Source organism: Thiorhodococcus fuscus, from assembly GCF_042682685.1.
GTDB classification, from domain to species: Bacteria; Pseudomonadota; Gammaproteobacteria; order Chromatiales; family Chromatiaceae; genus Imhoffiella; species Imhoffiella fuscus.
Genome location: NZ_JBHUHX010000027.1, coordinates 51,939 through 64,616, shown reverse-complemented (window position 1 = coordinate 64,616; position 12,678 = coordinate 51,939). Strand labels below are relative to the sequence as shown.

General features: G+C 63.2%; 13 protein-coding genes. 10 read left to right on the top strand and 3 right to left on the bottom strand.

The features are described 5' to 3' along the window. Nucleotides 1-818: 818 nt before the first annotated feature. From ACFSJC_RS11680 to ACFSJC_RS11660, 5 genes are all read left to right on the top strand, one after another. Nucleotides 819-1,466 carry a carbonic anhydrase gene (locus ACFSJC_RS11680; protein ID WP_386026842.1) on the top strand — a complete coding sequence of 216 codons (648 nt, stop codon included), beginning with the start codon at nucleotides 819-821 and terminating at the stop codon, nucleotides 1,464-1,466. Between the two features lie 306 nt (nucleotides 1,467-1,772). Continuing rightward, a complete protein-coding gene (locus tag ACFSJC_RS11675) occupies nucleotides 1,773-2,279 on the top strand; it encodes an SCO family protein (RefSeq protein WP_386026840.1) in 507 nt (168 codons plus the stop codon). A 62-nt stretch (nucleotides 2,280-2,341) separates the two neighbouring features. Next, nucleotides 2,342-2,806 carry a copper chaperone PCu(A)C gene (locus ACFSJC_RS11670; protein WP_386026837.1) on the top strand — a complete coding sequence of 155 codons (465 nt, stop codon included), beginning with the start codon at nucleotides 2,342-2,344 and terminating at the stop codon, nucleotides 2,804-2,806. A gap of 304 nt (nucleotides 2,807-3,110) precedes the next feature. Further along, nucleotides 3,111-3,737 (top strand): c-type cytochrome, encoded by a 627-nt coding sequence (locus ACFSJC_RS11665; RefSeq protein WP_386026834.1) that lies wholly within the window; start codon nucleotides 3,111-3,113, stop codon nucleotides 3,735-3,737. A 319-nt stretch (nucleotides 3,738-4,056) separates the two neighbouring features. Beyond that, nucleotides 4,057-4,863, top strand: coding sequence for an endonuclease/exonuclease/phosphatase family protein (locus tag ACFSJC_RS11660; protein WP_386026832.1), 807 nt, complete (start codon nucleotides 4,057-4,059; stop codon nucleotides 4,861-4,863). On the opposite strand, the gene ftsX is transcribed toward ACFSJC_RS11660, so the two are convergent. The 3 genes from ftsX to ftsY are packed head-to-tail and all read right to left on the bottom strand — an operon-like array spanning nucleotide 4,860 to nucleotide 7,840. Further along, nucleotides 4,860-5,825, bottom strand: a complete 966-nt coding sequence (gene ftsX, locus ACFSJC_RS11655) for a permease-like cell division protein FtsX (protein WP_386026830.1) — start codon at nucleotides 5,823-5,825, stop codon at nucleotides 4,860-4,862. The genes ACFSJC_RS11660 and ftsX overlap by 4 nt on opposite strands. A gap of 5 nt (nucleotides 5,826-5,830) precedes the next feature. Then, nucleotides 5,831-6,499 (bottom strand): cell division ATP-binding protein FtsE, encoded by a 669-nt coding sequence (ftsE, locus tag ACFSJC_RS11650; protein WP_386026828.1) that lies wholly within the window; start codon nucleotides 6,497-6,499, stop codon nucleotides 5,831-5,833. Between the two features lie 12 nt (nucleotides 6,500-6,511). After that, on the bottom strand, nucleotides 6,512-7,840 hold the full coding sequence (gene ftsY / locus ACFSJC_RS11645) for a signal recognition particle-docking protein FtsY (RefSeq protein WP_386026825.1): 1,329 nt from the start codon (nucleotides 7,838-7,840) through the stop codon (nucleotides 6,512-6,514). A gap of 329 nt (nucleotides 7,841-8,169) precedes the next feature. Here ftsY and ACFSJC_RS11640 point away from each other — a divergent pair, with 329 nt between their 5' ends. The 5 genes from ACFSJC_RS11640 (at nucleotide 8,170) to ACFSJC_RS11620 (ending at nucleotide 12,559) form a co-directional block, all read left to right on the top strand. Then, nucleotides 8,170-9,549 (top strand): M16 family metallopeptidase, encoded by a 1,380-nt coding sequence (locus ACFSJC_RS11640; RefSeq protein WP_386026823.1) that lies wholly within the window; start codon nucleotides 8,170-8,172, stop codon nucleotides 9,547-9,549. Beyond that, nucleotides 9,539-10,912, top strand: a complete 1,374-nt coding sequence (locus tag ACFSJC_RS11635; protein ID WP_386026821.1) for a M16 family metallopeptidase — start codon at nucleotides 9,539-9,541, stop codon at nucleotides 10,910-10,912. Before ACFSJC_RS11640 ends, ACFSJC_RS11635 begins: the two co-directional genes overlap by 11 nt. Continuing rightward, nucleotides 10,896-11,471 (top strand): 16S rRNA (guanine(966)-N(2))-methyltransferase RsmD, encoded by a 576-nt coding sequence (rsmD, locus tag ACFSJC_RS11630; RefSeq protein ID WP_386026820.1) that lies wholly within the window; start codon nucleotides 10,896-10,898, stop codon nucleotides 11,469-11,471. Before ACFSJC_RS11635 ends, rsmD begins: the two co-directional genes overlap by 17 nt. 272 nt (nucleotides 11,472-11,743) lie before the next feature. Then, nucleotides 11,744-12,220 carry a pantetheine-phosphate adenylyltransferase gene (coaD, locus tag ACFSJC_RS11625; RefSeq protein WP_386026818.1) on the top strand — a complete coding sequence of 159 codons (477 nt, stop codon included), beginning with the start codon at nucleotides 11,744-11,746 and terminating at the stop codon, nucleotides 12,218-12,220. An 84-nt stretch (nucleotides 12,221-12,304) separates the two neighbouring features. Then, complete coding sequence (locus ACFSJC_RS11620; RefSeq protein WP_386026816.1) at nucleotides 12,305-12,559, top strand: YfhL family 4Fe-4S dicluster ferredoxin; 255 nt, start codon at nucleotides 12,305-12,307, stop codon at nucleotides 12,557-12,559. Nucleotides 12,560-12,678: the final 119 nt, after the last annotated feature.

Genomic DNA, 12,678 nt, shown 5'->3' with positions numbered 1-12,678 from the left:
CTAGCACCTCGCGGGCACGGAACAAAGGATAGCTCCGTCGCGGCAGATAATCACACGGGACGTAACACCGCAATGATCTCGGATCAACACCTCGACCATGTTCGAGATGGATCGGTGCTCGTGCTGGGCGGCAGTGCGTAGCGCTTCCTTCAGCGCTGGATCGATCCGGAAGGTCAAGGTGGCTGTCTTGGTGCTGGCCATCGTTCGACTCATGGGCTGACTAAGATGTACTGCAAATTACAGCAAAGATAGCGTTCGACCAACGTATTAATTTTGGCGAATGCGTAAGAGGATGGGCGGGCCTTGCGCCCTCTTCCCTTGGCTGTATCTCAATAGCAGTTTTTGGTTTGCGGCCCGATTTGGAAGGCCATTCGAGGCGGTCGTCGGTTGAACGACAGGGTCCGAACGTTCCTGGTCCAGATCGATTTCTCTAGGGCGCACGGCAGCTTTGCCTTGAAGTTTCGTCGGGCCGCAATCTTTCGGTCTAGTGGCGGTCTGTGTCTGGACTGGGGATCGAGCCCCAAGGATCCAACGGTTTCGTCTGGTTGGGTTGGGAGTCTGAAATGACCGGACCGCTTCCCCGAGCGTGACCAGTCCAGTATTCTCAAGGCCATGGATCTCTGCGTGCTCAAGCGCACGACTGAAACGTCGCCGCGCTTCGCGACTGGAATCGACCGGGGCAATACGGAGCCGGCCTGCGTCGCGACCGTCGCCAGGTGCTTTTTCTGGTGCGCATGGCGCGCGGTGGTTCGATGTCCCCTGAGCTCCACCTTAGGGGTGGTCATCTTCCAGCCAATCCGGCAAGCATCGGTATTTCCATGGCAACTTCTCTTTCCGCTATCGAGGCGCTGAGGCGTCTGCGCGATGGCAACCGTCGCTTCGCGAACAACTCGAACACCCTGGACAGTCGTCTGTCGCATCAGCAGCGCGCAGATCTGCTGGCTGGGCAGGAGCCGTTCGCCATCATTCTCGGCTGCTCGGACTCGCGCGTTCCGGCCGAAATCATCTTCGATCAGGGGATCGGCGACCTTTTCGTGATCCGCGTCGCTGGCAACATCGTGGCCCCGTCCCAGGTTGGGAGCGTGGAGTTCGCGGTATCGCGCTATCACACGCGTCTAGTCGTGGTGCTGGGACATTCGCGCTGTGGGGCCGTTTCGGCCACCATCGAAACCCTGCTCGACGGTGGGGATGCCGGCTCGCGCAATATCGACTCGATCGTCAATCGGGTGAAGCCCTCGGTGCAGGGATTGCTGGACACCGAGCTTCGCAATGATCGGGCCGCACTGCATCAGGCGGCGGTGCGGGCGAACGTGCGGGCCTCGGCCGATCATCTGCGGCATGGCTCCCAGATCATCGAGTCGATGATCGAGCAGGAGGATCTCATGGTGGTTGGCGCCGAATATGCGCTCGAAACCGGGCTGGTGGATTTCTTCGACGGTCTGACGGGCGAGGCTCTGAAGGATTGATCGAGCGTCTGCGCGGTCGCAACGGGCGGGATTCGGTGTGAAATCGCTCGCTCGTTGCGGCAGGGGGGCGATGTCGTCCAAGTTCGCGGCGTCTGCTGCTCGGAACGCGATCGGCGCACTCCGTTCGAGGTTTCGGCGCGACCGGATTTCAATGCGTTCTGATTTCAACGGTTTTCTGTTTTCGGTTCTATGAGGCTTCGACCCTTCATCGCGATTCTGGTGTTTGTCTTGCTTCTGGCGGGATGCCTTGTGTTGTGGTTTTCGGGGAGCTCTTTGCTCGGGCGGTTGGGTCTGGGAACGGGTGCATTGGAACTGGCGTCCCGGCCCACTGGTGGCGATTTCACGTTGCATTCGGCGAACGGTCCGGTACGTTTGGTCGATCTGCGTGGGCGGGTCGTGCTCATCTATTTCGGCTATACCTCCTGTCCGGATATCTGCCCGACCAATCTCGCCTATCTGGGGTCGGCGCTACAGGATCTGACGCCGAGGGAGCTGGATCGGGTGCTGGTGCTGTTCGTCAGCGTCGATTCGGCGCGCGACAGCCTGACCCACCTGGCCAGCTACGCTCGGTATTTCCATCCGAATATCGTCGGTATCACCGGTACTCCGGAAGAGGTCGCCCATGTCGCCGCCCTTTACGGGGCCGCCTATCGGAAGGTGCCTCAGGGAAATTCGGCGATGGGGTATCTGGTGGATCACTCGGCCTATACCTATGTCGTCGATCCCAAGGGTCGCCTGGTCGAGACCCTGGATCACGCGCCTTCGCCCCGTTTGGTGACGAAGACGATTCGTGCATTGCTCGCGGAGGACTAGCAAGCCGTCCCCGCGTCCTCCGTGTTCTGTCCGCCAACAATCACATTGAGGAGACGTCGTCCATGTTTCGATCGCTGAGATCCATCATTGCCGTTCTGGTCGCGAGTCTGTCGTTCGCTGTCTTCGCCGCCGATGTCGAGGTGGCCGATCCCTATGCACGAGCCGTTCCGCCCGGGCAACCCAATAGCGCTGTCTTCATGACTCTGAGCAACCCGTCACAGCAGGATCGCGTGCTGGTCGGTGCGGAAAGCTCCGTCGCCGAGACCGTCGAATTGCACACCCACATCCAGGCGGACGGCATGATGCAGATGCGGCGCATCGAGCGGATCGATCTGCCTGCTGGACAGTCGGTCGAACTGGCGCCTGGCGGGCTTCACGTCATGCTGATCGGTCTCCAGCATCCGCTCGATCCCGAGGCCACGATCGATCTGACACTGGTCTTCGATGACGGCGACCGAATGGCGCTCAAGGTTCCGGTACGCCGGATCGAGATGGGACAGATGCGTCATTCGAACATGGCCCACTGAGCCTGTGCCGCCGTGCGCACCGCGTGTTCCAAACGGGTATTCGGCGTCTGTTGCCCCTACCCGTTTCAGACCTCGGGTCCGCGATCGAAGCGACCTTGAGGTCGTTCGGGATATTTCCGCAAATATGCCTGTCTATGGCTCGGTGCGCGATCGGGTGAACGCGGTCATCAAGGGGGCATGCGGTTTGACCGAGATGCCAAATATCTGATATATATCGCCGGATTTTATGCACCCTAACTCCATCGGCCTTTCGTCAACGGATCAGGACGAGGCCCCGAACACGATTTAGATTCAGGCATTAGCGATGATGAAGACTTGGCTGGTAACGATTTCAGTGGCGGCTGCGTTGGCTGGTGGCACGATTCAGGCTGCCGAGCAGCTCGAACCGAACCCCGAAGCTGGCGCGGCAAAGGCCAATAGCATCTGCATGGCGTGTCACGGTCCGCAGGGCAACAGCATCGTGCCCACCTGGCCGAAGCTCGCTGGTCAGCACCCCGAGTACATCAAGAAGCAGCTGATGGACTTCAAGGCGGGCAATCGCTACAACGTTCAGATGACGCCCATGGCGATGCCTCTGACCGATCAGGAAATCGTGGACGTCGCGGCCTACTTCTCCAGCCAAGACCAGAGCGGCGGCAAGGCCGATCCTGAGGCGGCCAAGCTGGGCGAAAAGATCTTTCGCGCCGGCAACCCGGCCACCGGCGTTCCGGCATGCAGCGGCTGCCATGGTCCCGCTGGCATGGGGCAGGGACTGTCGAAGTTTCCTCGCATCTCCGGTCAGCACGCGGACTACGTGAAGCAGACCCTCGGCTACTTCCGTGATAGTGAGCGCGCCAACGATCCCAACGGCATGATGCGTACCGTCGCCGCCAAGATGAGCGATGCCGAGATCGCAGCCGTGTCTCAGTACGTGCAGGGCTTGAGCCGTTAAGATCGGTTGGCGCGCTGATCGCGCCGAATCGAGCTTAGATGGCGAAAAAGGCGGCTTTGGCCGCCTTTTTGCGCTGAAGCGAGCGTCCCTCAAATCGCCGGATCTCGGCCTTACCAGAACGGGTTCAACGAACCGGTAGCCCGGATAGCGCAAAGGCGTAATACGGGGATGCCACTGGGGTTGGTTTCCTGGGGTTCGCTGCGTTACATCCGGGCCAGGCGCTTGTCGTTCCGTCTGGGCTTGGACGCTGGGTGGGGGGCTGTGCTAGGGTCGCCCGCATTTGAAGGTTGACGATCCTCGGGGGATCGGTGTCTCCAGCATGCGGCAACTGAATCTGTTGAGTTATAACGTGCAGGCCGGGATCTACTCCCGTCAGTACAGCGACTATCTCACCAATAGCTGGAAGCACCTTCTGCCGCATCCTGAGCGTTTGGTGAATCTTTCCCGGATCGCGCAGGTGCTGCGTCAGTTCGATCTGGTGGGTCTGCAAGAGATCGATGCAGGCAGTCTGCGCAGCAACAACATCGACCAGATCCAGTATCTGGCCCGTCTCGGCGGTTTTCCCCACTGCTATCGTCAGATCAATCGCAATCTCGGCCCCTTCGCGCGGCACAGCAATGGGCTGCTGAGTCGGCTGAAGCCGGCGCGTATCGTCGAGCATCGGCTGCCTGGGCTACCTGGGCGCGGCGCGGTGACCGCCGAGTATCCGCTGTCGAACGGCGAGCATTTGGCGGTGGCCATCGTCCACCTTGCTCTGGGCTGGCGCGCCCGCCGTCGCCAACTGGACTATCTCGCCCACCTGGCCGGGCAGCATCCACTCATGGTGGTGATGGGCGACTTCAATTGCGGCTGCGATTCGAAAGGGCTGAACGCGATGGTCCGTAAGGCCGGAATGCGCGGCCTGGATTGCGAGCTCAAGACCTTCCCGAGCTGGCGCCCGCGCCACAATCTCGATCACATCCTCATCTCGCGCCCGCTCAAGCTGGTGTCCGCGCGGGTCATCGACTACGCCCTCTCGGATCACCTCCCGCTCAGCATGACCATCGAGCTGCCGGACGGGGTGCGTTTCGCCGAGACCATACCGAGCATGTGCTCCGCTTCGGTTTCCGCCTTGAACGCGAGCTAGCTGAGCTCCGAGCTCTCCAGGTGCCGGTTCACCGCGATCCAACTGCCGATCAGACCGAGCAGGATGCTTCCGCCGAGGATAGCCCCGGTCGCGGAGAGTCCGAGCCCGCTCAGGTCGAATTCGCTGCGGTAGAGGCTCGCCAGGCGCGAGACCGGTCGCTGGAGCAAGAGCACGGCGATGCTGACCAGGAGCCAGGCGGTGAGCCCGCCGAGCAGGCCGTACCAGGCACCTGTGTAGAGGAAGGGGCGGCGGATGAAGGCGTGGGTGGCCCCGACCAACTCCATGATCTCGATTTCGATCCGCCGATTGAGGATCTCCAGCCGGATGGTGTTGCCGACGATCAGCAGTACCCCGAGCCCGAGGAGTCCGCCCAACAGCATGGACGCGCTTTGGACCAGATCCAAGATGGCCTGAAAACGCTTCAGCCAGAGCATGTCCATGCGGGCGAAATCCGACTCGGGGAGTTTGAGCAGGCGTGTCCGCAAACGTTCCAGATGCTCGGGCGATGCGTTGAAGTGGTTGGGGTAGATGGCGAGCACGACCGGTAGCGGATTGCTCTTGAGCTGCTCCAACGCTTCCTCGAATCCTCCCAGGGCGCGAAATTCGGCCAGCGCCTGGTCGCGCGTGATGAGGTGCACCCGCGAGATCTCGGGCCAGGTCCTCAACCGTGCGGCGACCTTCTCGGCGTCCTTGTCGCTGGTTTCGAGCTTGAGGAAGAGCGACACGGCCGCGCTCTGGTCCCAGCCGCCGGCCATGGTGCGGAGATTCTCCGTCATCACGTAGAGCGCCGCCGGCAGCGAGAGCGAGATGCCGATCACGGCGATCGTCATGCCGGTCGGGAGCGGCATGTCCATCAGGCGCCCGAGCGTGGCCATGATGCTCTGCAGATGATGGTTGAACCAGATTCCCGGCCGGTCGAACAGGCGTGGGCTGCGGTTGCGAACGGAGCGTTTGTTGGCCATGGGTGTCACCAGTCCCCACTGTCGTCGACCACCCGCCCCTCGTCGAGCGTGATGATGCGGTGGTGCATGCTGTTGACGAGATTGAGATCGTGGGTGGCGATCAGCAGCGTGACGCCGACGTAATGGAAGCGCTCGAAGAGCACGAAGATCTCGCGCGAGAGGTCGGGGTCGAGATTACCGGTCGGTTCGTCGGCGAGCAGCACGGGCGGGCGGGCGACCACGGCCCGGGCGATGCCGACCCGCTGCTGCTCCCCGCCAGAGAGCGCGACCGGCGTGGCTCGCTCGCGTTTGAGTAGACCGACCTGATCGAGCGCGGCGCGAACGCGTCGGCCGATCTCCTTGTGACCGAGCCCCATGACTACCAGCGGCAGGGCGACATTGTCGAAGACGCTGCGGTCCGGCAGGAGGCGGTGGTCCTGGAAGATCATGCCGACCTGTCGGCGGTGGAAGGGGATCTGGCGTCGCGGCAGGCTCGCGAGGTTGCGGCCGTTGACGAAGATCTTGCCTCGCGACGGTCGCTCCAACAGGCCGATCAGTCGCAGGAGGGTGCTCTTTCCGGCGCCCGAGTGGCCCGTCAGAAAGACCATCTCGCCGGGGCTCATCTCGAAACCGATATCGCTCAACGCCTCCCCGCGTTCGGGATAGCGTTTGAAGACATGTTCGAAACGAATCACGGATCGGCCTCGCTATCCGAGCAGGGCGTCGAGGAATTCGTCGGGATCGAAGGGACGCAGATCCTCGATGGACTCGCCGACGCCGATGAAGCGAATCGGCACCTTGAGTTTGTCGGCGATGGCGAAGAGGATGCCGCCCTTGGCCGTGCCGTCGAGCTTGGTCAGGGTGATCCCGGTGATGCCGACCGCGCGATGGAAATGCTCCGCCTGGCTCAGTGCGTTCTGACCCGTGGTGGCGTCCACGACCAGCATCACCTCGTGCGGGGCCTCGGGATCGATCTTCTTGAGGACGCGCGCGACCTTGGATAGCTCGTCCATCAGATTGCTCTTGGTGTGCAGCCGGCCGGCGGTGTCCGCGATGAGCACGTCGGCTCCGCGCGCCGTGGCGGCCTGGAGCGCATCGAAGATGACCGATGCCGAATCGGCCCCGGTGTGTTGTGCGATGACCGGAATCTGGTTGCGCTCGCCCCAGGTTTCGAGCTGCTCCACGGCAGCGGCGCGGAAGGTGTCGCCGGCGGCGAGGATGACGCTGTTGCCTTCTTCTTGAAGACGCTTGGCGAGTTTGCCGATGGTGGTCGTCTTGCCGGCGCCGTTGATGCCGACCATGAGGATCACCTGGGGGCGTCCTGGCTGGGGTTGGCGGACCGGGCCGTCGGCCGCGCGCAGGATGTCGCGCAGCTCGTCCTTCAGGGCCTTGAGCAGGGCCTGGGGATCGGAGAGCGACTTGCGCTTCACCCGCTCGGCCAGGTCCGAGATGATGCGGCTGGTCGAGTCGACACCGAGATCGGCGGTGATGAGCAGCGTTTCCAGCTCCTCCATGAGGTCGTCGTCGATCTTCTTGCGTCCGAGAAAGGCGTTCCCGAGTCCGTCCCCAAGCTGGGTGCGGGTTCGGGTCAGTCGATCGCGCAGCCGGTTGAGGACGCCGCGCTTGGCGCCTTCGGGCTGATCGTCCGCTGTCGGCTTGGCCGAAGTCGCCGAGGGCGCGGTCTCCGGCTTGCGCTTGGTCGGCTCGGGACGCTTAGCCTCGACTGGGCGTGGCGTCGGCGGAGCGGTTGGCGTGGCGGGTTGGGTTGCCTTCGCCGGTGTCGGATCGGCCGGCTCGGTCTTGGCTGGAGCTGCCTTGCTCTGCGTGGGCTCTTGACTCGGCGGCGTCTCGGCGTCGGGAGCCGGCTGCGAACGGAAGAGCTTGCCGAACCAGGGCTTCTTGATCCTGCCAGGGGCTTCCGGTTCCGGCGTGGGTTCCGGGGCTGGAGCCTGTGCCGAAGGGACTGCGACCGGGGCGCTCTGTGGCTCCTTTTCAGGCTGGTCGGGTGTCTTGTTCTTCTTGCCGAAACCAAACATAAGAAGGATCGCTTGCGAGGTTGAAGTTCAGTGGTGGAGGTGCGTCAGGTCAACCGATGGATGGCCAGGAATGGCGAATGCCAATGCTAACAGATCACCCGAGTGCGCGTCCGCGCTCATCGGGATTGGCTCCGTGGGAACTTCCGGCGCTTCCGGCTTGCCCATAGATGGCCCGTACCGTATCCGCTTTGGGCACCGGTCTCGATTGGAGCGCTTCGCGCCGTCCCCCGGGGATGCTGTCATCCGTTCCCTTCCGTGAGATCATCCGCGCCCATTTTCGGGGAGCGCAATCGACCGATCCTTCGCTCGGCCTATGATTCGGAGTCTTCATGCAACGACGCCTCATTCCACTCCTGCTCTTGAGTCTTCTGCCGCTCGCTGTGCCGGCCGCTCCTGCGGTCTATGAGCACCAACTCGCGAATGGACTCAAGATTCTGGTCAAGCCCGATCATCGCGCGCCCATTCTGACCTCGCAGGTCTGGTATCGCATCGGTTCGAGTTACGAACATGGCGGTATCACCGGCGTGTCCCACGTCCTGGAGCACATGATGTTCCAAGGCACGAAGCGCCATCCGCCCGGCACCTTTTCGCGCATCGTCGCCGAGCAGGGCGGCGAGGAGAACGCCTTCACCGGGCGCGACTACACCGCCTATTACCAGAATCTCGCCAGCGATCGGCTTGAGGTCGCCTTCGAGCTGGAAGCGGACCGGATGCGCAACCTGACCCTGGGCGAAAAGGAGTTTGCGAAGGAGCTGGAGGTGGTGAAGGAGGAACGGCGCATGCGCACCGACGACGATCCCCAGTCGCTGGTGTACGAGCGTTTCTCGGCCGTCGCCTATGACGCCTCGCCCTATGGCAACCCGGTCATCGGCTGGGCCTCGGACCTGGATCATCTGACGGTCGAGGATCTGCGCGATTGGTATCGTCTCTGGTACGCCCCGAACAACGCGATTCTGGTGGTGGCCGGCGACGTGGAGCCCGAGACGGTGTTTGAGCTCGCGGAGACCTATTTCGGTCCCTTGAAGGCGGAGCCCCTCGTCCCGCCCAAGACCCGTAGCGAGCCCGAGCAGCTTGGAGAGAAACGCCTCACGGTCAAGGCGCCGGCCAAGGAGCCCTATCTGCTGATGGGCTACAAGACCCCGTCGGCGACGGATGCCTCCGAGCCCTGGGAGCCCTATGCGCTGGAGATGCTGGCATCGGTCCTCGACGGTGGCGACAGCGCCCGCTTCTCGCACGATCTGGTGCGCGGGCATCAGATCGCCGCCTCGGTCGGCGCTAGCTATAGCGCCTTCGAGCGTCTGCCCGGTCTCTTCCTGTTCGATGGCGTGCCGGCCAAGGGGCATGATCTGGACGAGCTGGAGCGGGCGATTCGCGCCGAGATCGAGCGCATCAAGCGTGAGCCGATCGCCGAGGCCGAGCTGGAGCGGGTGCGCACCCAGGTGGTCGCGGCCAAGGTCTACGAGCGCGACGCACTCTTCCGTCAGGCGATGCAGTTGGGCCTGTTGGAGGCCATCGGCCTCGACTGGAAGCTGGCCGAGACCTATGTCGATCATCTGGCGGCGGTGACGGCGGATCAGATCCAGACGGTCGCCAGGAAGTACCTGAACAGCGATCGACTCACGGTCGCCGTGCTCGATCCCCAGCCGCTCGACGGGCGGTCGCGGGTCACAACCCCGATGTCTCTGGGAGGACACGGCAATGTGCGTTGATCGGATATCCACCCATGTCGCTCGGGGACGCCGTTTTGGGCTGCCGCTGTGGATGGGGCTCTCGCTGCTGCTGGTCGGCGGTCTGGCCCAGGCGACCCCTGAGATCCAGTCCTGGCAGACCGCCAAGGGCGCGCGGGTGCTCTTCGTCGCGGCGCCCGAGATCCCGATGTTGGACGTCAAGGTGGTGTTCGACGCGGGCAGTGCCCGCGACGGCGATCGTCCCGGCCTGGCATCCATGACCGCTGCGATGCTCGACGAGGGGGCGGGTGAGTGGGACGCGGATGCCTTGGCGGATCGGCTGGAGAACATCGGCGCCTCGCTGTCGGCTGGGGTCGATCGCGACATGAGTGCCGTTGCGTTGCGCTCCCTGACCCAGCAGCCGGCGCTCGATACCGCCGTCGAGACCCTGACGCGGGTGCTTGCCCGGCCGACCTTCGATCCCGACGCGCTCGAACGAGTACGCAGGAATCGTCTGACCGGACTGCGTCAGCAGCAGGAATCGCCGCGCAGCGTGGGCCAGAAGGCGCTCTATCGCGCCATCTATGGGACGCATCCCTATGCCTCCGATCCCTCCGGCACCCCGGAGTCGATCAGTGCGCTGACACGGGAGGATCTGATGTCCTTCCATCGGCGTTACTACAGTACTTCGAACGCTCTGATCGCCATGGTCGGCGATCTGACTCGGGCCGAGGCCGAGACGCTGGCCGAACGCATCACCGCAGGTCTGCCGGTCGGCACGCCTCCCGCTCCACTGCCCGAGGTCTCGGACCTCAGCGCCGGCAGCCTGGAGCCGATCGCCTTTCCGGCGAGCCAGACCACGATTCTGGCCGGTCAGCCCGGTATGCAGCGTGGCGACCCCGATTATTTCGCGCTCTATGTCGGCAATCACATCTTCGGTGGCAGCGGCCTGGTCTCACTCCTGATGGATGAGATCCGCGAGAAGCGGGGTCTGTCCTACAGCACCTTCAGCTTCTTCATGCCGCTGGCGCGACCGGGTCCATTCATCCTTGGGTTGCAAACACGCAACGATCAGGCCGACGAGGCCCGAACCCTGATGCTTCAGACCCTGAAGCGCTTCATCGCCCAGGGGCCGACCGACGATGAGCTGACGGCGGCCAAGAAGAACCTGACCGGAGGCTTTCCGCTGCGTATCGCGAGCAACGGCGACATCATTCAGTATCTGGCGGTGATCGGTTTCTACCATCTGCCGCTCGATTATCTCGATCGCTTCAATGACCGCGTCGAGTCCGTGACCAGCGAGCAGATCCGCGACGCCTTCGCGCGGCGCGTCCATCCGGATCGGCTCGCCATCGTGACGGTGGGCGGTCAGACCCAGCGGGTGTCCCTTGCCAGCGAGCGCTAAAACCAATCAGCTGCGCATCATCGGCGGCCGGCATCGCGGTCGCCGTCTGCCCTTTCCCGATCAGGAGGGGCTGCGGCCGACATCCGACCGGGTGCGCGAGACGCTCTTCAACTGGGTCGCGCCCATCATCGAGGGCGCGCGCTGTCTGGACGTCTTCTCCGGCAGTGGCGCGCTCGGGTTCGAGGCCGCTTCGCGCGGGGCGGGCGAGGTGGTGATGCTCGAACGTGCGCCGAAGGTGGTGCGCCAGTTGCGGTGCAATGTCGAAACCCTCGCCTTGGAGGCGGTCAGCATCCATCAGGCCGACAGTCTCGAATGGCTCGACCGTCCGGGTCGTCCATTCGATCTGATCTTCCTCGATCCGCCTTTCGCCGACGATCTGCTCGAATCGGCCTGCGCGCGTCTGGCGGCCAATGGCTGGCTGGCCCCTGGGTCCAGGATCTATCTCGAATCAGCGGCCAAGCCGGGCTTCCCGAATCTGCCGGCCGATTGGGATCTGGTGCGAGAGAAGACGGCGGGGCAGGTTCTTTATGGTCTCGCCATCGTGGCGGATGCGGCCTAGGGCGATAAGGCGATGCCCTGTCGTCGTGCGAGGTCGTATGACGGACGCAGCGTTTCACTCGGGTTTGTGCTATGGTGCGCGCCGATAGTCGGGTCCTGGGTCCTTGATGACGTATGCTGGCGTCACGCCTCGGTTGCTTGGGCCTACCGCAAGTCGGCTCGAATGCCTGATCGGGTCGCAAGGCCGATCTCGTCGAGACGCTCGCCGAGATCGTGTCCAGCCCCTGCGGGGACATGGTGCGGCCGGTTTTTCATCGCAAGAGGATCCTAGGTTTGCGTAGCGTGGTCTATCCGGGAACATTCGATCCCATCACCAACGGTCATGTCGATCTGGTCCATCGGGCGGCGCGTCTGTTCGATCGGGTCGTCGTCGCCGTGGCGGCCGACACGGGCAAGGCGCCCCTGTTTTCGACCGAGGAGCGCGTGGATCTGGTGCGCAGCAGTCTCGGGGATCGGCCGAACGTCGAGATCGTTCCGTTCGCAGGATTGCTGGTCGAATTCACCCGCAAGCTGGGCGTGAGCGTCATCATGCGCGGTCTGCGGGCGGTGTCGGATTTCGAGTACGAGTTCCAGTTGGCTGGGATGAACCGCCACATGGCGCCCGATGTCGAAACGCTTTTTCTGACCCCGGCCGAGAAATACACCTATATCTCGTCCTCGCTGGTTCGGGAGATCGCCCGCCTCAAGGGCGATGTGTCTGCCTTCGTGACGCCGACAGTGCAGGCTGCATTGAAGGAGCGGTTTGGATAAGATCCGCGCGCTACAACATCATCACTGAACGAGTTCGTCAGCCCACGAGCTCATCACTGAACGAGCAGATTAAGGAGTAATTCCATGGCATTGATGATTACCGATGAATGCATCAATTGCGATGTGTGCGAGCCCGAGTGTCCCAACGGCGCCATCTCCCAGGGCGACGAGACCTATGTGATCGAAGCGAGTCTCTGCACCGAGTGTGTCGGTCACTACGAGACCTCGCAGTGCGTCGAGGTCTGCCCGGTCGACTGCATCATCAAGGATCCGGATCACGATGAGACCGAGGAGGCGTTGCGCGCCAAGTTCGAGCGCATCACCGGCGAGCAAGGCTGACCTCGGCTCGCTTCTGGATCTCGATTCGAAGGCCTCGACCTCCGCAAGGTGATCCGCCCGCCGAAGGCGGTGCCCTGTAGGCTCGCGGTATCGCCGATCGACGCAAGCGGGACGTCCCC

What these genes read in the sequence shown, in the direction of transcription:
- ACFSJC_RS11680 (WP_386026842.1), top strand. Translation starts at nt 819, where the DNA reads ATGGCAACTTCTCTTTCCGCTATCGAGGCGCTGAGGCGTCTGCGCGAT.
- ACFSJC_RS11670 (WP_386026837.1), top strand. Translation starts at nt 2,342, where the DNA reads ATGTTTCGATCGCTGAGATCCATCATTGCCGTTCTGGTCGCGAGTCTG.
- ACFSJC_RS11665 (WP_386026834.1), top strand. Translation starts at nt 3,111, where the DNA reads ATGATGAAGACTTGGCTGGTAACGATTTCAGTGGCGGCTGCGTTGGCT.
- ACFSJC_RS11660 (WP_386026832.1), top strand. Translation starts at nt 4,057, where the DNA reads ATGCGGCAACTGAATCTGTTGAGTTATAACGTGCAGGCCGGGATCTAC.
- ftsX (WP_386026830.1), bottom strand. Translation starts at nt 5,825, where the DNA reads ATGGCCAACAAACGCTCCGTTCGCAACCGCAGCCCACGCCTGTTCGAC.
- ftsY (WP_386026825.1), bottom strand. Translation starts at nt 7,840, where the DNA reads ATGTTTGGTTTCGGCAAGAAGAACAAGACACCCGACCAGCCTGAAAAG.
- ACFSJC_RS11640 (WP_386026823.1), top strand. Translation starts at nt 8,170, where the DNA reads ATGCAACGACGCCTCATTCCACTCCTGCTCTTGAGTCTTCTGCCGCTC.
- ACFSJC_RS11635 (WP_386026821.1), top strand. Translation starts at nt 9,539, where the DNA reads ATGTGCGTTGATCGGATATCCACCCATGTCGCTCGGGGACGCCGTTTT.
- ACFSJC_RS11620 (WP_386026816.1), top strand. Translation starts at nt 12,305, where the DNA reads ATGGCATTGATGATTACCGATGAATGCATCAATTGCGATGTGTGCGAG.